Consider the following 16,493-nt stretch of genomic DNA (forward strand, 5'->3'; position numbering starts at 1 on the left):
CAATGGCATGGATCCCAGGTCTGCGCCGCGTCGCTTCGCTCCTTGCTCCGCCCTGGGATGACGAAACGAGAGGTGTTTCGGCTAATCTCGAAAGTTTGCGATCTGCGATCCGCCGCCATCCGCTTGTTATCTGCAAGAACGAAATTGTTGATCCAGGCCGGATTTTTGCGCGCGCCCTGCGCCGAACTGCGTTAAAGGCTTTTTTGGCCGGACCAGCGCCCATCGTGGAAGTGCCCCGCCGGCCGACATCGCCGCCACGGGGCCTTATTCCATGACCGCAGAATCCCAAGTACCATCCGACCAGCGCTATGCCGCCTTTCGCCACCGGCCGTTCCTGAGTTATTGGGCGGCGCGCTTCCTCTCGACATTCTCCACCCAGATCGTGTCGGTCGCCGTCGGCTGGGAGATCTACGACCTGACCCGCGACCCGTTCGACCTCGGCCTTGTCGGCATCGTCCAGTTCCTGCCTTCGCTGCTGCTGGTGCTGGTCACCGGCGACGTTGCCGACCGTTTCGGGCGCCGGCTGATCATGGCGCTGGCGGTGCTGGTCGAGGCGGGCTGCGCCTTGGCCCTCCTGCTGCTGACGCTGCGCGGCCTCTCCGGGCCGATGCCGGTCTTCATCGTGCTCGCCATGTTCGGCATTGCGCGCGCCTTCTTCGGGCCGGCCTCGTCATCGCTGTTCGCCAATCTGGTGCCGCCTGAGGATTTCGCCAACGCCATCGCCTGGAACTCTTCCGCCTGGCAGACGGCAACCATCGTCGGGCCGGTCGCCGGCGGCCTGCTCTACGGGCTTTCGGCCGAAGCTGCCTACACCACAGCGGCCGTGCTGATGCTCATTGCCGCCGTGCTGATCTTCACCATCCCGAAGCCTGCCCAGCGCAGCAGGACCGACAGGCCGACGGTACAGACCCTGTTCGCCGGCTTCGGCTATATCTGGAGCGAAAAGATCGTGCTCGGCGCGATTTCCCTCGATTTGTTCGCGGTGCTCCTGTCCGGCGCCTCGGCGCTGCTGCCGGTCTACGCGCGCGATATCCTCGAACTCGGCCCGTGGGGGCTCGGCCTGTTGCGCTCGGCGCCCGGCGTCGGCGCCATCTGCGTCGCCATCTGGCTGGCCGGACACCCGATCCGCAACCACGCCGGCCTTGTCATGCTTGGCTTCGTTGCGCTGTTCGGCGCGTTCACCGTCCTGTTCGGCCTCTCGACCATCACCTGGCTTTCGATCGCTGCTCTCGCCTTGCTTGGCGCCACCGACATGTTCAGCGTCTATATCCGCGAGACGCTGATCCAGCTGTGGACGCCGGACGACGTTCGCGGCCGCGTCAACGCCGTCAACCAGGTGTTTGTCGGCGCCTCCAATGAGCTCGGCGAATTCCGCGCCGGCACCATGGCCGCGCTGATCGGCACGGTTCCGGCCGTGGTGGTCGGCGGTGTCGGGGCGATCGCTGTCGCCGGGCTATGGGCGGTGCTGTTCCCGCAGCTGCGCAAGGTGCGTCATCTCAGGGGGCGAAACTGATTACCGCGGCGCCGGCTTGCCGAAAATCATCGGCAGGAACTCGCCGAGCCAGCGCTTGAGGTGCATGTCCCAGATCAGCCGGCCGCCGAGATGGTCGCGGCCGGGCTGCGCGCCGGGCAATTCGAAGCGGTGCGCGCCGCGCACCACCCAGCGCTGCATCATCGCCCGGGTCAATTCGCCATGGAACTGGATGCCCCAGGCATTGTCGCCATAGCGGAAGGCCTGGTTGGGATAGGTTTCGGCCGTCGCCAAAAGCGTCGCGTCCTTCGGCAGCGAAAAGCCCTCGCGATGGAATTGATAGACCATCTCCGGCCAATGCATCAGCCTGCTGCCCGCTTCGGTCGCCTTAAGCGGATACCAGCCGATTTCGACGAGGCCCTCGCCGTGGCCCTCGACCCTGCCGCCAAGATGCTTGACCAGCATTTGCGCGCCGAGGCAGATGCCAAGCAGCGGCCGGTTCTCGCTGAGCGGAATTTTAAGCCAGTCGGTCTCGCGGCGGACGAACTCGTCGCCGTCATTGGCGCTCATCGGGCCGCCAAACACCACTGCGCCGGCATGGCCATCCAGCGTCTGCGGCAAGGCCTCGCCGAGCGGCGGTCGGCGGATGTCGAGGTCGAAGCCTTCCTCGATAAGCATATGGCCGACCCGTCCGGGGCTCGAATGCTCCTGATGCAGCACGATCAGGATCTTTGGTCTCGGGCTTGGCTTGGGCGGCATTGGAAGGCTGGACCCTGTCTATTCGTCGCTTGACGTTCCGGCAGCACCAGGAGCCGCGGCGGCCGCCTTGAGGCGCGCCTCGACACGGTCGCGACGTTCGACGCCGATCAGCTCGGCGACCCGCCAGACGGTATTGTCCTCGAGTTCGTGCAGCTCGCCATCGGAATAGACGATCTCCCACATCAGGCCGATGAAGGCCTTTCGCGCCTCGGCGTCGAGATGGCGCTTGAGCACGCTGGTGAAGGCGTAGAGGTCGATCGCCTCATTGTCGGCCCGCTCGCCGGCAGCCGCCAAAGCGTCGAGTTCGTCGCCGCTGATCGAGTAGCTTTCCGCCAGCACCTTCTTGAACCGTTCCCATTCGGTATCCTGGCGCACCCCGTCGGCGTTCATCACGTGGAAAAGCAGGGCGGACGCGGCAACGCGCGGATCGTCGGCGCTGGGGCTGGCGCCACCACCGGACGGCAGATCCCTTAGAAACGACAGAACGCGTTCGAACATTAAATCATTCCCAATAAGTCCGGGTCCACTCGACCCTTATCAGAACAAACGAAACCGGCGCGTCGATTTGTCCGCCGCGTCGTCGGGATCGACGCCGGGGTCGTCGGGCAGCCGCGTCAGCTCCTGCGCCGGCTCGACGGCCTCGGCATCTTCCGGCACTTGGGCAAACGCCGCCGCGGTGATTGGTGTCACATGATCCTCGGCGGCACGGTTTTCGGTCCTCACTTCGGTCGCTGTGCCCGGTGTCTCGGCAGCAACGGCTGTATGCTCGATCGCCTCGGTTGTTTCCTGTACCGGCTTGGCTGGAGCCGCGATGGCCGGCATCGGTCCCTCCGGAGTCTCTTCATGGCTGTCGATCAACTGGCCGAGCCGCTCCATCGGCGCCCGCCATTCGAATGCGTCGAGCCTGCCGGTGATCGGCGATACCGGAGCCCAGCGTTCGGAGACGACGCCGTCGGCGACCCAGGCCGGGTCGCGCGGCGCTCTCACCGCCTTCGACAGCAACTGCCGCACCTTGCCCTGGTCACCGCTCTCGGCCTCCTCGATGTCGGCCAGCAGCAGATAGGCGCCTTCGCGGCGATCCATGCGGATGGCGGCTTCCGCCTCGCGGCGGGCGGTTGCAAAATCCTGCGCATCGAGCGCGGCGCGCGCCACGGCCAGCGAGGACTCGGCATGATTCTTCTTCAGCTCCTGCAGCTTCTTTGCCCGGTTCAGCCGGTCGAGCACGGCATCGCCCGGCCTGGCATGGACATAGAGCTCCGCGATCTCCGGGTGCGGCTCGGCCTTCCACGCCGCCTCGAGGATTTTCGAGCCTTTGCGCACGTCGTTCTGCCGAAACAGCAATTTCGCCGCGACGACCGCCGCCGGTGCGAAATCCGGCCGCAGCCGGTTGGCTTCGAGCGCCGCCGCCCTTGCAGCATTGGCATCGCTGTCGATCAGCGCCTGCGCCTTGGCGGTCAGCAGCACGGCGCGACGCCGGTTGGCCGCATCGCGCTCGATCTGCCGGGTCGACTTCTGGGCATCGACCAGTTTCAGCGCGCCATCCCAGTCGCCACGCCCGGTCAGGTCTTCCAACGTCGATTCGGCCGCCCAGGCCAGTTGCGGCGCCACCGCCGCTGCCCGGCCGGCATAGTGGCGGGCCGCGTTGCGGTCGCCGAGCCGCTCGGCCTCGAGATAAAGCCCGCGCAGGCCGAGCAGCCGCATTTCGGGATCGTCGAGCATGGTCTCGAATTTTTCACGGGCGCCTTCATGGTCGCCTTCAAGGAGCGAGGCCTGCGCGTCGAGCAGCTGGATCAGCGGCTCCTGGTCGGAGCGGATCAGCTTTGCCGCTTCCTTGGTCTTCTTGCGGGCGAGCGCGCCGTCACCGGCGCCAGCGGCGATCATCCCGGTCGACAGCGCCTGATAGCCGCGGTCGCGGCGACGCACGCGGAAATAGCGCGAGATCGTATAGGGACTGTTCCACAGCGCCTTGACCAGCCACCAGACGATCATCACCGCGGCAACCACGGCCACGACCGCCACCGCCGCGACCATCAGGCTGACCTGGTATTGATAGCCGTTGAAGGTGACGAGCATTTCACCCGGCCGGTCGGCCAGCCAGGCGAAGCCGAGCCCGAGCGCAAAGACGACGGCAAGGAAGGCGAGGATGCGGATCATTGGGTTCCTCACGCCTTCATCGCGCCGGCGATGAGCGAATCGATCTGTGTCTCGACCTCCATCCGCGCTTTCAGTTTCCCGGCAAAGTCGGCGCCGGCGGCCTTGGCCGCCTCGGGCAGGGCTTCGTATTCACTGAGCGCCTTGGCGTAGTCACCCTGATTGACCGCGACCTCCATGCGGGCAACGGTTTCCGGGACGCCGGTGCCTTCGACGGCACCGATCGGCCTGACCTTGACCAGCGATTCGGCGCTCGACAGCAGCTTTTGCAGGATGCCGGCATTCTGGTCGACAGGCGTTGCGGCCGCGACCATGGAGTTGGCGGCGGCGTCCGCTTCGGCGGCAATCTCGGCCCGCGTCGGCACCCCCTTTTCGGCATAGGTGCGCAGCGTCGCGATCTCGGGCGCATCCGGTGAGATCGCGGCAAAGGTTTCGAGTTCGGCTGCGAACGGCGCACCTCGGTCGAGCGCAGCCTTGAGCGCCCAGGCGGCAATGGCCAGCGCGATCTTCGGCTGCGAAGCCTGTGCATCGACCTTGCCCGAGAGCTGGGAAACCGACTGTTCCAGGGCCGCAAGCCGGCCTTCCTGCGCCTTTGCCGTTTCGCCGGCTGACTTCACCAAGGCGTCGAGCGCGGCCAGCCTTTCGTTGAGCGGGCCGAGATCGACCGGCACCGTGCCGCCGGCCTTGCCGAGGGCCGCGACCGCCTGCTCGATCTGCCGGACCTTGTCGCCAAGTGCCGCCAGCCCGGCATTGTCGCCGGCGCCGCCTTGTTCGACGGCCGACTTCAACGCCGCGACGTCCGCCCTGACCTGGTCCAACGCCGACGACAGCCCGTCCACCTTGGCCGAGGCGTCATTGTTGGCGTCGGCCTGTCTGAGGTCCGCGACCTCGCGTTTCAGCGAAACGATCTCGCCATTGACCGCGTCGAGCGACACGCCGCCCGACCCCGGCGCACCGAGCAGGCCAGCAAATTGCAGCCCGCCGGCGGCGGCGAGCGCGATGACGCCGCCGACAATACCGGCGGCGATGCCGCTGATGCCGCTCCGCTTCGGCTGCGCTGCCATATGGTCGTCCCTCGCCTCAGCTGTCTTCTCGCCGGAGCCTGGGATCCCCGGTTCGTTGGCCCCGGTTGGGCTGGATGCATCTTCGAAACTGTAGTCGGAAGCCGTGGAGCGCCCGGCCGGCGCATCCGAACCGGCGGGATAAGAGGTTTCCGTTTCCCTGGTAGGATCGGCGCCGGCGTCCGCCGGCTCTTGCGTGCCGGCCGGCGCGGCTGCGTCGGCATGTTCCCACGGCTCGAGATCGGTCTGGTCGGCATGCACCGGCTCTTCAGGCGGCTCGGGCTGCGAGGCGTTCGCCGCTTCCTCGGCTTTCGCCTCGTCGGTTTGCGCCCCCGCTGACTCTGCACTGTCTGGCTGCTGTTTGCCGGCTTCCTGTTCGGCGGCGACTCGCGAGACGGCGCCGGGCTCGAGCTCGATGGTCACCGGCTCACGGCGGCTCTTGGAATGCCGCATCTTCGGCGTCTTGACCATGCTCGGGCTCCGCAAAATTCGCTTCGGATGGTTTGAAGGGTCTAGCACATCACCAAGCGGTGAAAAGGGGCGGCGTGATGACGCCACGGCTTTGGAATTCAGTTTTGGCAAAACGCCGCAGCGATTTTGGGACACGGCATGCGGGACCAGAAATGAAAAACCCGCCTCGGCGGCGGGTCGTTGGCGCGAATCAGCACCTAAGTGATTTTCTAGCATAGCTGCCGGCACAAAGCAAGAACAAAATGTGCCCGAGCGCAATCGCCTCAGCTTGGTGCTGCCCGCGAAGCTGCGGAATAGTGAGGATGCCAGCAGGAGGTATGCCAACGTCCGGAACAGGCGGATGCCGGTCAGCGCGACGCCTGCAAAAGCCCCAGCAAGGCATCCTCGCTGGGCTCAGGCGCAATCCGGATCCCGGCGACATCGCCCAAGGCCCCGGCAATGCGCCCCGACAAAGCGAAAAAGCGCGTGTCCTGAAAAAGGCCACGCAGCGCCGGCCGGCTAGCCAGGGCCTGCATCGCCGTGGCCGCCTTGGCCGAATAGAGCAGCACCGCCTCGACCGGCCGGGCGGACAGGCGCGCAAGAACGGCCTCGTCGGAATAATCCAGCGCAAAAGTGTCGTAGGTCTCGACGGCGCGGACATGAACGCCCGACGCAAACAGCCGCTCCTCGAAGTCCGGAAAGCGCACCCGCCCGCAGAGATAGACGATGGTCTGCCCAGCGTAACCGCCAGCGAGCGCATCGGCCAGCGCCTTGGCATTGCCCGGGCCTTCGCCGACAGACAGAAACCCGGCCCTGCGGGCGGCTTCCGCCGTCTTCTTGCCGACAGCCTGGCACGGCAAGCGCGCGAGCGCGGTAATGACCTCTTTCGGCGCATGGCGAACCGCATTGGCGCTGGTGACCGCGACCGCCGCGGCGGCGTCAGCCAGCGCGCCTGCTTCGACCGGCAGCGCCGCCGTTTCGGTCAGCGGCAGCAGGATCGGCTGAAAGCCGGCATCCGCGAGCCGGCGCGCCGTGCGCGAGGCGCCCGGTTCGGGCCTCGTCACCAGGACGCGGAGCATGTCAGGTCCAGCCGTCGAAGAATGTTTCGCCGGCCTTGGCGCGAACGATCGCGGCGGCTTCCGCGCCGATGCCGGCAGCCTGTTGCGCCGGCCCTTCCAGCCTGACCTCATGCGACTGCGTGCCATCGGGCGAGATGATCAGCCCGGCAAAGGAAACCGTTCCGCCCGATATCGTCGCATGGCCGGCGATCGGTGTGCGGCAGGAGCCGTCGAGCGCCGCCAGGAAGGCGCGCTCGCAGGCCAGCGCCTCACCGGTCGGCCGGTCGTGGATCGCTGCCAGCATCTGTTCCACGTCGCGGTCGCCGATGCGGCTTTCGATGCAGATCGCGCCTTGCCCCGGCGCCGGCGGAAAGACCTCGAGCGGCATCAGGTCGGTGACGACGTCCTCGAGCCCGAGCCGCTTCAGCCCGGCATAGGCGAGGATGGTGCCGTCGGCGATGCCGTCGTCGAGCTTGCGCAGCCGCGTCTGCACATTGCCGCGAAACATCACCACTTCGACGTCCGGCCGCATCCGCCGGATCAGCGCCTGGCGCCGCAGCGACGACGAACCGACCTTGGCGCCTTGCGGCAGGCCGGCAATCGTTCGCGCCGCCTTGCCGATGAAGGCGTCGCGCGCGTCCTCGCGCGGCAGGTAGGCAGACAGTTCCAGCCCCTCGGGCAACAGCGTCGGCATGTCCTTCGACGAATGCACGGCGATGTCGATGCGGCGCGCCAGCAGCGCCTCCTCGATCTCCTTGGTGAACAGGCCCTTGCCGCCGGCTTCCGACAGCGGCCGGTCCTGGATGCGGTCACCGCTGGTCGAGATGACGACCACCTCGAACGCCTCGATCGGCATGCCGTGCGCGGCCATCAGCCGCGCCTGCGTTTCATGCGCCTGCGCCAGTGCCAGCGGGCTGCCGCGTGTTCCGATTTTCAAGGTTGTTTGCATGACGCGCCGTCCGTGATAACCCCCGGCAGATCGAGGCAGTTTTCCGGGTTTTCTCCTATCGGGGAAAGGCCGATTGCACAATCATCGAGGACAGCGACGAATTGATCCGCGTTCTGGGCATCGAGACGAGTTGCGACGAGACCGCCGCCAGCGTGGTGGCGCTGGACGGTCGCAGCACGCCGCAAATCCTGTCGAACATCGTGCTCAGCCAGATCGAGGAGCATGCTGCCTTCGGCGGCGTCGTGCCGGAGATTGCCGCGCGCGCCCATGTCGAGGCGCTCGACGGCATCATCGAGGCAGCGCTGGCCGATTCCGGCGTCGACCTCGCCGACATCGATGCGATTGCCGCCACCGCCGGTCCCGGTCTTGTTGGCGGGCTGATCGTCGGCCTGATGACGGCAAAAGCAATCGCCGCGGCAGCCAAAAAACCGCTGATCGCCATCAACCATCTCGAAGGCCACGCGCTGACGGCCAGATTGACCGATGCGCTCGACTTTCCCTACCTCTTGCTGCTGGTCTCCGGCGGCCATACCCAGATCGTCGCCGTGCGCGGCGTCGGCGACTACCAGCGCTGGGCGACGACCATCGATGACGCGCTTGGCGAGGCCTTCGACAAGACGGCCAAGATGCTCGGCCTGCCCTATCCGGGCGGACCGAATGTCGAGAAGGCGGCGGCAAATGGCGATGCGGCGCGTTTTGCGTTTCCGCGCCCGATGAAGGGCTCGGCACAGCCAGATTTTTCCTTCTCCGGTCTCAAGACCGCGGTACGCCAGGCGGCAACGGCGATTGCCCCGCTGAGCGACCAGGACGTCGCCGATATCTGCGCCTCCTTCCAGGCGGCGGTCGCGGATGCGCTGGGCGACCGTGTTGCGCGGGCGCTGATCAGGTTCCGTCAGCAATTCCCGGCCAAGGCCGAGCCTGCGCTGGTTGTTGCCGGCGGCGTCGCCGCCAATCGGACGATCAAGGCGACATTGCAGGGCCTGTGCAAGCAGGCCGGGTTCAGCTTCGTCGCGCCGCCGCTTAACCTCTGCACCGATAATGCGGCGATGATCGCCTGGGCCGGCATCGAGCGCCTGCGCGCCGGGATATCAGGCGAAAACGCCGCCGATTTCGTGCCGCGCTCGCGGTGGCCGCTGGACAGCATCTCCGCTCCGATGGTCGGCTCGGGCCGGCGTGGGGCCAAGGCATGACCGCCAGCGAGCACAAGGCGCCAAGCGGTTGGCGCGTCGCCGTGCTCGGCGGCGGCGCCTGGGGCACGGCGCTGGCGCTGGCCATGCTGCGCGCCGGTCATTTCGTCCGCCTCTATGCGCGCGACCCGGAGACCGTCGCGGCGATCGAGCGTGGCGAAAATCCGCGCTATCTGCCGGGCATCGCGCTCCAGGCCGGCATCGTGGCGACGAGCGACATCGTGGCCGCGCTCGACGGCGTCGACTGCGTTCTGGCGGTGGCGCCGGCACAGTCGTTACGGGTTATGCTGACGGCCGCGTCCAGCCATATGCCGAAAGGCGTCCCGCTGGTCCTCTGCGCCAAGGGCATCGAGCGCGACACCGGCGCGCTGCTGTCGTCCATTGCCGAGGGTATCCTGCCGGCAAATCCGGTCGCCGCTTTGTCGGGCCCAAGCTTTGCCACCGACGTCGCCAGGGGCCTGCCAACTGCCGTCGTGGTCGCCGCCCGCGACGAGGCTCTGGCCACCGACCTCGCCGCCCGCTTTTCGGCGGAAAACCTGCGCTGTTATTCGAGCGACGACCTGATCGGCGTCGAGATCGGCGGCGCGCTGAAGAACGTCTTTGCCATTGCCGCGGGTGCCGTCACCGGCGCCGGGCTCGGTGCCAGCGCCCAGGCGGCGATGGTGACGCGCGGTTTCGTCGAATTGCGCCGCATCGGCGCCGCCTTTGGCGCCAAGGCCGAGACGCTGATGGGACTTTCCGGCCTCGGCGACCTGCTGCTTACCTGCTCGTCCGCGCAGTCGCGCAATTTCGCTTATGGGCTGGCGCTGGGGCAAGGCAAGCCGCTTGCCGGCTTGCCTTTGGCGGAAGGCGTGCCGACGGCGGCAATCGCCGCCCGCATCGCCGGCGAGCGCCGGATCGACGCGCCGATCATCGCCGCCGTCGCCGCCATACTGGACGGCACCATAACCATAGACCAGGCTGTATCGGCATTGATGACACGGCCGCTCAAGACCGAAACCGACATGTAATTCCCAATGATTGCGGAGATGGAAAAGATGCTGTTTGCGCTGATTTGCAAGGACAAGCCAGGAAGCCTGCAGGTGCGGCTCGATACGCGGCCCAAGCACCTTGCCTTCCTGGAAGGGCTAAACGGCGACAAGAAATTGGCCTTCGCCGGCCCGTTCCTCGACGCCGACGGCAAGCCGAACGGCACTCTCGCCGTCGTCGAGGCGCCAGATCTGGCTGCGGCAAAAGCCCTGTCGGCGGCCGATCCCTATACCAAGGCAGGGCTGTTCGAAAGCGTCGAAATCCGGCAGTGGAACTGGAGCTTCAACAAGCCGGCGGATATCTGATCGCGGCGGCGCCTGAGGAGGAGCAACACAATGAACTACTGGCTGTTCAAATCCGAACCTTCGGTCTTCTCCTTCGAGGACCTCAAGGCCAAGGGCAAGGCCGGCACGCAATGGGACGGCGTGCGCAATTATGCGGCGCGCAACAACATGAAGGCGATGCAGATCGGCGATCTCGGCTTCTTCTACCATTCCAATGACGGGCTCGACATCGTCGGCATCGCCGAAGTCTGCGCTCTGGCCCATCAGGACAGCACCACCGACGACCCCCGCTGGGAGTGCGTCGATATCCGCGCCTTCAAGGACATGCCGAAGCCGGTGACGCTGGAGCAGGCCAAGGCCAATCCAAAGCTGGCCGACATGGCGCTGGTGCGGCTCGGGCGGCTGTCCGTGCAGCCGGTGACGCCGGCCGAATGGCAAGAGGTTTGCCGCATGGGCGGCCTGACGCCGGCGCCATGACGGCGCTGACGCCGGACAGCGCCAGGAAATTCATCCTCGACAACACGGCGCTGATGGCGCCGCCGCATGTGCCGGAGGTCCGCCTGCACCTGGCCGACGAGGCACATGAATTATGGCAGCGGACCGAGGACGAGCTGACCGAAATCGGCCTGCCGCCACCCTTCTGGGCTTTCGCCTGGGCCGGCGGCCAAGGCCTTGCCCGCTAGATCCTCGACAATCCGGCGGCGGTGCGCGGCAGGCGCGTGCTCGACTTCGCCTCAGGCTCCGGCCTTGTCGCTATTGCAGCAGTGAAGGCCGGCGCTGCCGAGGTGATCGCCGCCGATATCGACCCGTTCTGCGCGACCGCGATCCGCCTCAATGCCGAGGCCAATGGGACCGAGATAGAATTCCTCGCCGGCGATCCCATCGGCAGCGATGCCGAGTGGGACGTCGTGCTGGCCGGCGATGTCTTCTACGACAAGTCCTTTGCCGACGGGCTGATGCCGTGGTTCGCCCGGCTGAGGGCGCGCGGCGCCGACATTCTCGTCGGCGATCCCGGCCGCTCCTATCTGCCGAAAACCGGGCTGGAGCCGCTTGCCGTCTACGAAGTGGCGGTGACCCGCGCGCTGGAAGACGCCGAGGTCAAGCGCACCACCGTCTGGCGTCTTGCTTGACGGCATCGCCGAACAGGCGTTCCATCGCGCAATCGACCGGAGGGAACCATGGATTTTTCGGCAATCAATTGGCTGGCGGTAATCGTCGCCGCCGTCGTGGCGTGGTTGTTCGGCGCCGCCTGGTACATGGGTTTGAGCAAGCCGTGGCTGAAGGCCGCCAAGCTTGATCCGGCGACGATGAGCAAATCGATGCTGCCCTTCGTCGTCTCCTTCGTCGCGGAGATCGTGATGGCGCTGGTCATGTCGCTGATCATCGGCGCGGTGACCGGCGGCGAACCGAGCCTGCTTGCCGGGGTGATCTTCGGCTTCGTTCTCTGGCTGGGGTTCGTCGCCACGACGCTTTCGGTCAACCATCGCTACGAAGGTTTCGGCTGGGATCTGACGCTCATCGATGTTGGTCACTGGCTCGGCGTGCTGCTTCTCATCGGCGCGGTGATCGGCTGGTTCGGCGCGGCGGCGACCGGCTGACCGTCAGGTCGGCGTCTTGGCGACTTCCTCGAGGAGCCAATCGCGAAAGGCGACGATGCGCGGATCATTCGCCGCAGTTTCGGGATAGACCAGGAAATAGGCGAATTCGGGCGCGACCTTGATGCCGAGTTCGAACGGCCGGATCAGCCGGCCTTCCGAAAGGTCGTTTGCCACCATGGCGAAATCGGCGAGCGCAACCGCATTGCCGTCGAGCGCGGCCTGGACGGCATCGGTCGAATTGCCGAACACGATGGTCCGGCTGTCGTCGAAATCGTCGACGCCCGCCGCCGCCATCCACATGCTCCAGTTCGGCCAGGTGACGCCCTGGCGCGACCACTCGATATGCGCCAGCGTATGATGAAACAGGTCGCGCGGCTCCTTGAGGGGCGGCCCGGCCAGCAACAGGGCCGGGCTGCAGACCGGAATGATAACGTTTTCGAACAGCCGGTGCGAGCGAAGCCCCGGATATTTGCCGGTGCCGAAACGGATGCCGAGATCGACGTCGTCGCGATCGAAGTCGCGCACCTCGTAGCTGATGTCGAAACGCAGCTCGATCGCCGGATGCTGCTTGCGAAAATCGTCGACGCGCCGCATCAGCCACTTCGTCGCGAATTGCGCATCGAGGGTGACCTTCAGCAGCGCCGATCCGCGTGCCGTCTTCTGCGCCCGTGAGACGGCCCGGCCAAGCAGGTCGAGCGCATCGGTCGAAGCTTCGAACAGCACCGCACCCGCCTCGGTCAGCCGGATCGTGCGGCTGGTGCGTGTGAACAGCACGATGCCGAGCTGATCCTCGATTTCCTTGATCTGATGGCTGACCGCTGCCGGCGTCAGGCCGAGCTCGTCGGCGGCGCGGGTGAAATTGAGATGCCGGGCCGCTGCCTCCAGCGTCCGCAGCGCACGGGTTCCAGGCAGCAGGCGCGCCATCAGTGCCAGACGAGGAGAGTTCGGCCGAGCATTCCAATTCTCAAACAAAACTTGAAGATGCAGAAAAAACTACTCGTTTCCCGTTTTGATTTCAATCGGTCATGATCTGGTCATCGAAGAAACATCAAACCGGATTTGATGTCCGGAGAAGCGGATTGCACCATGTCTGACATCGCCTTGCGCTCTGTAATCCTCCGCGCGACCTGGCTACGCGCCATGCTTGACTGGTTTCGCTACGCAAAAATCGCGGTCAATCTTCCCTACGAGAATGTCGAGGATCTCTCCGATCGCCAGCTGCGCGACATCGGCGGCGAACGCAAGGACATCGCACGCGCCATGGACCGCGAACTCGGCCGGCTCGGCCTTCTCGACACGGGTTGGCAGCTGCCGAGGAAGCGCTAGGACGGTGTAGTGAGTAGTGAAGCTAAGCGGCGGGTCCGCGAATATCCTTCCCGACCAATTCGCTCACTATTCTCCCCTACCTTACCACCCTTATCACCGTCCGTTCCGACAGCAGCGGCAGCAGCCGCGCCATGGTGCGAGCCGTTACCGCGACGCAGCCTTGCGTCGGCGTAAAGCCGGGGCGCGCCAGGTGGAAGAAGATGGCGCTGCCGCGCCCGCGCCGGCGCGGCACAATGTTCCAGTCCAGCACCAGGCAGGCGTCATAGAGATCGTCGGTGCGCAGCATCCGCTCATGGCTGGCGCCATAGGGGATTTTGACCGGGCGGTTGTAGTTGCGGTCCCCAGGCACTTCGCACCAGCCGAGGTCGCGGCCAATCGGCGTCATCGCGAGCCGCGTCCGGCGGCCGCCGGCAAAACGGTCGCCGCGAAAATATCCCGACAATATCCGCATCGAGGCAAGCGGCGTGGCGCCGTCGCCCTCGCGCTTGGCCGCCGAGATGCCGCCATGCCCCAGCGCACATGGAAACACCAGTTTGCCGGCCTGCAGAAAGCCTTGGCTGGCATGGCCTGGGCGCGCGCGCACGGTGAGCACGGCGAGCCCTTTCGGCAAAATTGCGCCGACTGCATTGCGATCGTGTTTTTTCTTGTATGATCGTGCCACGGAACAAATCACTGTGAACGGCTGTTGTGCCGGTCAGCTTCCGCATAAACAGGCTGCGGTCAACTGAAATCTCTTTTCAAAACAACGGATTGATCCATGACTTCACGCACCATTCTGATCGTCGACGACGATGACGACCTGCGCGGCACCCTTGTCGAGCAATTGTCGCTTTATGAGGAATTCGATGTCCTGCAGGAAGCGACCGCCGCCAAAGGCGTCTCCACCGCGCGCGGCGGGCTCATCGACCTGCTCATCATGGATGTCGGCCTGCCCGACATGGATGGCCGCGAGGCGGTAAAGATATTGCGCAAGGGCGGCTACAAGGCGCCGATCATCATGCTGACCGGCCACGATACCGATTCCGACACCATCCTTGGCCTCGAGGCCGGCGCCAACGACTATGTGACGAAGCCGTTCCGCTTTGCCGTGCTGCTGGCCCGCATCCGCGCCCAGCTGCGCCAGCACGAGCAGAGCGAGGACGCCACTTTCTCGGTCGGCCCCTACACGTTCAAGCCCAGCCAGAAGCTTCTGATCGACCCGCGCGGCGCCAAGGTGCGGCTGACCGAAAAGGAAGCCTCGATCATCAAATATCTCTACCGCGCCGACCAGAAGGTGGTGACCCGCGACGTGCTGCTGGAGGAAGTCTGGGGCTACAATTCCGGCGTCACCACTCACACCCTGGAAACGCATGTCTACCGGCTGCGCCAGAAGATCGAGCGCGATCCTTCCAACGCGGAAATTCTCGTGACAGAAAGCGGCGGCTACAAGCTGGTTCCTTAAACATTTCATTATTCAAATAAGCGATCCGGGCGGGGCGCTTTTCGGGTACGGTCCTGAGGCTGGAGGTGGTTGTGGATCGGCCTCGTAGGGGAGGAGTCGGACTGACGGTTCGGGGACATAGCTAGATGGCGCTGGATGACGACATCCGCATCCTGTCCACCGTGAGGCTCTTCGAGGGCTTTACGCAGGAACAACTGCGTCTGCTCGCCTTCGGCGCCGAAACCACCAGGTTGCAAGCCGACCACAAGCTTTACCGCGAGGACGACGAGGCTGATTGCGCCTATATCGTGATCAGCGGCCGCATCGTCCTCTACCGCGAGCACGACGGCGAGCGCATCCCGATCGGCACCGCCGGCCCCGGCACCATGCTCAGCGAACTGGCGCTGATCGCCGATACCAACCGGCTGACCAGCGCCTCTGCCGAAATCGATTCGGAAGTACTGCGGCTCAGCCGCAAGATGTTCCGCCGCATCCTCGAGGAATACCCGGAGCTGGCGGTTCACCTGCACCGGCGCATCTCGGAGGATTTCCAGGCGATGATCCGCCGCATCGAGGAACTTGGGCCGCGTTTTGCCGGCTAATACAGCGCCTCTGGTCTAACCAGATCGATTTCGGACTGCGAGTTCTCAAGGCCGGTGCGTTGCGGAAACAAGCTCGGCCTTGCGCCGCGCCGTCTCCAGTCCGAGCGCAATGAAGCGGCGCGCATGTTTGGCCAGCTCCATATTGTCGGTCCACAGATTGCGCCAGATGGCGGTTTTCCGCGACAGGTTCTCATCGACGATTTCCGACGAGAAGGATTCGAAGCTGAGATCGTCGCTGTAGCCGATGGCGGTCAGCGCGTCGAATATCGCGGTAAAATCGATATTGCCGGTGCCGAGGAAGCCGCGATGGCTCTCACCGATATGGACATAGCCGATCTTCCTTGCGGCGTTGCGAATGGCCAAGCCGACATCGGCCTCCTCGATGTTCATATGGAAGCTGTCGAGATGCAGGAAGATGTTGTCGGAGCCGCTGTCCGCGATGAAGGCCATGCCTTGCGCGGCGGTGTTGAGCAGGTTGCTTTCGAAGCGGTTGACGATCTCGAGGTTGAGGCTGACGCCTGCTGATCTTGCTGTCTCGGCCACCTCGGCAAGCGTGCCGGCGCTGCGGTTCCAGTGGTCGCGCGTCGGCGCCTCGCTCTGCAATCCATGGCTGGTGCTGAGGATGCCGGCAACCTTCTGGCCGCCAAGATCGCGGGTCAGCGCGATCGTACGTCTCAGGATTTCGACTCCGCGCGCGGCAATCGTTTTGTCGGTGCTCGAAATATCGCCGTCGGCCGGCAGTCCGATGCTGATCGCGACGCCGAGGCCGAGATCGCCGATCCGCTTGGCCAGGCCGTCGATGTCGACATTGGCGGGGTCGAGATAAGAGAATTCGATCAGGTCGAAGCCGGCCTCCCTGGTGTTGGCCAGCGTCCGCTCGAGGTCGCTCTGCGCCGAGCTCGCCGACCAGACGAATGAGTGGATTCCGATGCGCGACATGATTGTCTCCGGTCATTCCAGGAGTAGCGGACCCAAGTCCAAATCGGCTTTTGGCAATCCATTGCTCCGATAAAAAGGTGGGGGCGGGGATACCCGCCCCCCCCCGCGTGGGGGGGGTATCGGGGAGGGGGGCCGCCCCTGTATTACATTAAAATTTTGGGCGGGGTGAACTAAGGGGGGGGCCGGACACTCGGCGCGGCCGGCGTGTT

18 protein-coding genes and 1 pseudogene are annotated in these 16,493 nt (G+C 65.4%); 10 read left to right on the plus strand and 9 right to left on the minus strand.

All coding sequences use genetic code 11. The features are described from left to right. The first annotated feature begins 271 nt into the window (after nucleotides 1-271). Nucleotides 272-1,513, plus strand: a complete 1,242-nt coding sequence (locus tag NKH17_RS18130; RefSeq protein ID WP_352649404.1) for an MFS transporter — start codon at nucleotides 272-274, stop codon at nucleotides 1,511-1,513. Here the strand turns inward: NKH17_RS18130 and NKH17_RS18135 are convergent, their stop codons facing one another. From NKH17_RS18135 to hemC, 6 genes are all read right to left on the minus strand, one after another. Beyond that, nucleotides 1,514-2,230: a glutamine amidotransferase gene (locus tag NKH17_RS18135; protein WP_352902920.1), complete on the minus strand. Its 717-nt coding sequence runs from the start codon at nucleotides 2,228-2,230 to the stop codon at nucleotides 1,514-1,516. A gap of 18 nt (nucleotides 2,231-2,248) precedes the next feature. After that, nucleotides 2,249-2,728 (minus strand): tellurite resistance TerB family protein, encoded by a 480-nt coding sequence (locus tag NKH17_RS18140; protein ID WP_352902917.1) that lies wholly within the window; start codon nucleotides 2,726-2,728, stop codon nucleotides 2,249-2,251. Between the two features lie 39 nt (nucleotides 2,729-2,767). Continuing rightward, nucleotides 2,768-4,384 (minus strand): heme biosynthesis protein HemY, encoded by a 1,617-nt coding sequence (locus tag NKH17_RS18145; protein WP_352902914.1) that lies wholly within the window; start codon nucleotides 4,382-4,384, stop codon nucleotides 2,768-2,770. Nucleotides 4,385-4,392: 8 nt separating this feature from the next. Then, nucleotides 4,393-5,913 carry a COG4223 family protein gene (locus tag NKH17_RS18150; protein ID WP_352902911.1) on the minus strand — a complete coding sequence of 507 codons (1,521 nt, stop codon included), beginning with the start codon at nucleotides 5,911-5,913 and terminating at the stop codon, nucleotides 4,393-4,395. A gap of 347 nt (nucleotides 5,914-6,260) precedes the next feature. Further along, nucleotides 6,261-6,971 carry a uroporphyrinogen-III synthase gene (locus tag NKH17_RS18155; protein ID WP_352801467.1) on the minus strand — a complete coding sequence of 237 codons (711 nt, stop codon included), beginning with the start codon at nucleotides 6,969-6,971 and terminating at the stop codon, nucleotides 6,261-6,263. 1 nt (nucleotide 6,972) lies between these two features. Further along, nucleotides 6,973-7,899: a hydroxymethylbilane synthase gene (gene hemC, locus NKH17_RS18160; RefSeq protein WP_352902908.1), complete on the minus strand. Its 927-nt coding sequence runs from the start codon at nucleotides 7,897-7,899 to the stop codon at nucleotides 6,973-6,975. Between the two features lie 104 nt (nucleotides 7,900-8,003). On the opposite strand from hemC, the gene tsaD reads away from it, so the two are divergent. From tsaD to NKH17_RS18190, 6 genes and pseudogenes are all read left to right on the plus strand, one after another. Continuing rightward, nucleotides 8,004-9,089, plus strand: a complete 1,086-nt coding sequence (tsaD, locus tag NKH17_RS18165) for a tRNA (adenosine(37)-N6)-threonylcarbamoyltransferase complex transferase subunit TsaD (protein ID WP_352902924.1) — start codon at nucleotides 8,004-8,006, stop codon at nucleotides 9,087-9,089. Further along, nucleotides 9,086-10,096, plus strand: coding sequence for an NAD(P)H-dependent glycerol-3-phosphate dehydrogenase (locus NKH17_RS18170; protein ID WP_352801464.1), 1,011 nt, complete (start codon nucleotides 9,086-9,088; stop codon nucleotides 10,094-10,096). Before tsaD ends, NKH17_RS18170 begins: the two co-directional genes overlap by 4 nt. Nucleotides 10,097-10,123: 27 nt before the next feature. Further along, nucleotides 10,124-10,420, plus strand: coding sequence for a YciI-like protein (locus tag NKH17_RS18175; RefSeq protein WP_292663798.1), 297 nt, complete (start codon nucleotides 10,124-10,126; stop codon nucleotides 10,418-10,420). 30 nt (nucleotides 10,421-10,450) lie between these two features. Further along, the gene (locus tag NKH17_RS18180; RefSeq protein WP_352801462.1) at nucleotides 10,451-10,876 is read left to right on the plus strand and encodes an EVE domain-containing protein; all 426 of its coding nucleotides are present in this window, start codon (nucleotides 10,451-10,453) and stop codon (nucleotides 10,874-10,876) included. Beyond that, nucleotides 10,873-11,529, plus strand: a pseudogene (locus NKH17_RS18185) (class I SAM-dependent methyltransferase). Before NKH17_RS18180 ends, NKH17_RS18185 begins: the two are co-directional and overlap by 4 nt. A 48-nt stretch (nucleotides 11,530-11,577) precedes the next feature. Then, nucleotides 11,578-11,997 (plus strand): DUF1761 domain-containing protein, encoded by a 420-nt coding sequence (locus NKH17_RS18190; RefSeq protein WP_254817799.1) that lies wholly within the window; start codon nucleotides 11,578-11,580, stop codon nucleotides 11,995-11,997. 3 nt (nucleotides 11,998-12,000) lie between these two features. On the opposite strand, the gene gcvA is transcribed toward NKH17_RS18190, so the two are convergent. Beyond that, nucleotides 12,001-12,921, minus strand: a complete 921-nt coding sequence (gene gcvA, locus NKH17_RS18195) for a transcriptional regulator GcvA (protein WP_352902903.1) — start codon at nucleotides 12,919-12,921, stop codon at nucleotides 12,001-12,003. A 162-nt stretch (nucleotides 12,922-13,083) separates the two neighbouring features. On the opposite strand from gcvA, the gene NKH17_RS18200 reads away from it, so the two are divergent. Then, nucleotides 13,084-13,323, plus strand: coding sequence for a hypothetical protein (locus NKH17_RS18200; protein ID WP_352801458.1), 240 nt, complete (start codon nucleotides 13,084-13,086; stop codon nucleotides 13,321-13,323). 76 nt (nucleotides 13,324-13,399) lie between these two features. Here the strand turns inward: NKH17_RS18200 and NKH17_RS18205 are convergent, their stop codons facing one another. Continuing rightward, nucleotides 13,400-13,936 carry a L,D-transpeptidase family protein gene (locus NKH17_RS18205; RefSeq protein ID WP_352801958.1) on the minus strand — a complete coding sequence of 179 codons (537 nt, stop codon included), beginning with the start codon at nucleotides 13,934-13,936 and terminating at the stop codon, nucleotides 13,400-13,402. Nucleotides 13,937-14,080: 144 nt separating this feature from the next. Between NKH17_RS18205 and NKH17_RS18210 the strand changes: the two genes are divergently transcribed. Together NKH17_RS18210 and NKH17_RS18215 are read left to right on the plus strand one after the other, a co-directional pair. Continuing rightward, nucleotides 14,081-14,764, plus strand: coding sequence for a response regulator transcription factor (locus tag NKH17_RS18210; protein ID WP_352801456.1), 684 nt, complete (start codon nucleotides 14,081-14,083; stop codon nucleotides 14,762-14,764). 125 nt (nucleotides 14,765-14,889) lie between these two features. Continuing rightward, complete coding sequence (locus NKH17_RS18215; RefSeq protein ID WP_352801454.1) at nucleotides 14,890-15,345, plus strand: Crp/Fnr family transcriptional regulator; 456 nt, start codon at nucleotides 14,890-14,892, stop codon at nucleotides 15,343-15,345. Nucleotides 15,346-15,390: 45 nt separating this feature from the next. Here NKH17_RS18215 and NKH17_RS18220 read toward each other — a convergent pair whose 3' ends face one another. Beyond that, nucleotides 15,391-16,284, minus strand: coding sequence for a sugar phosphate isomerase/epimerase family protein (locus tag NKH17_RS18220; protein WP_352801453.1), 894 nt, complete (start codon nucleotides 16,282-16,284; stop codon nucleotides 15,391-15,393). Nucleotides 16,285-16,493 lie beyond the last annotated feature (209 nt).

Source organism: Mesorhizobium sp. M1334 (assembly GCF_040317995.1).
Classification (GTDB): domain Bacteria; phylum Pseudomonadota; class Alphaproteobacteria; order Rhizobiales; family Rhizobiaceae; genus Mesorhizobium.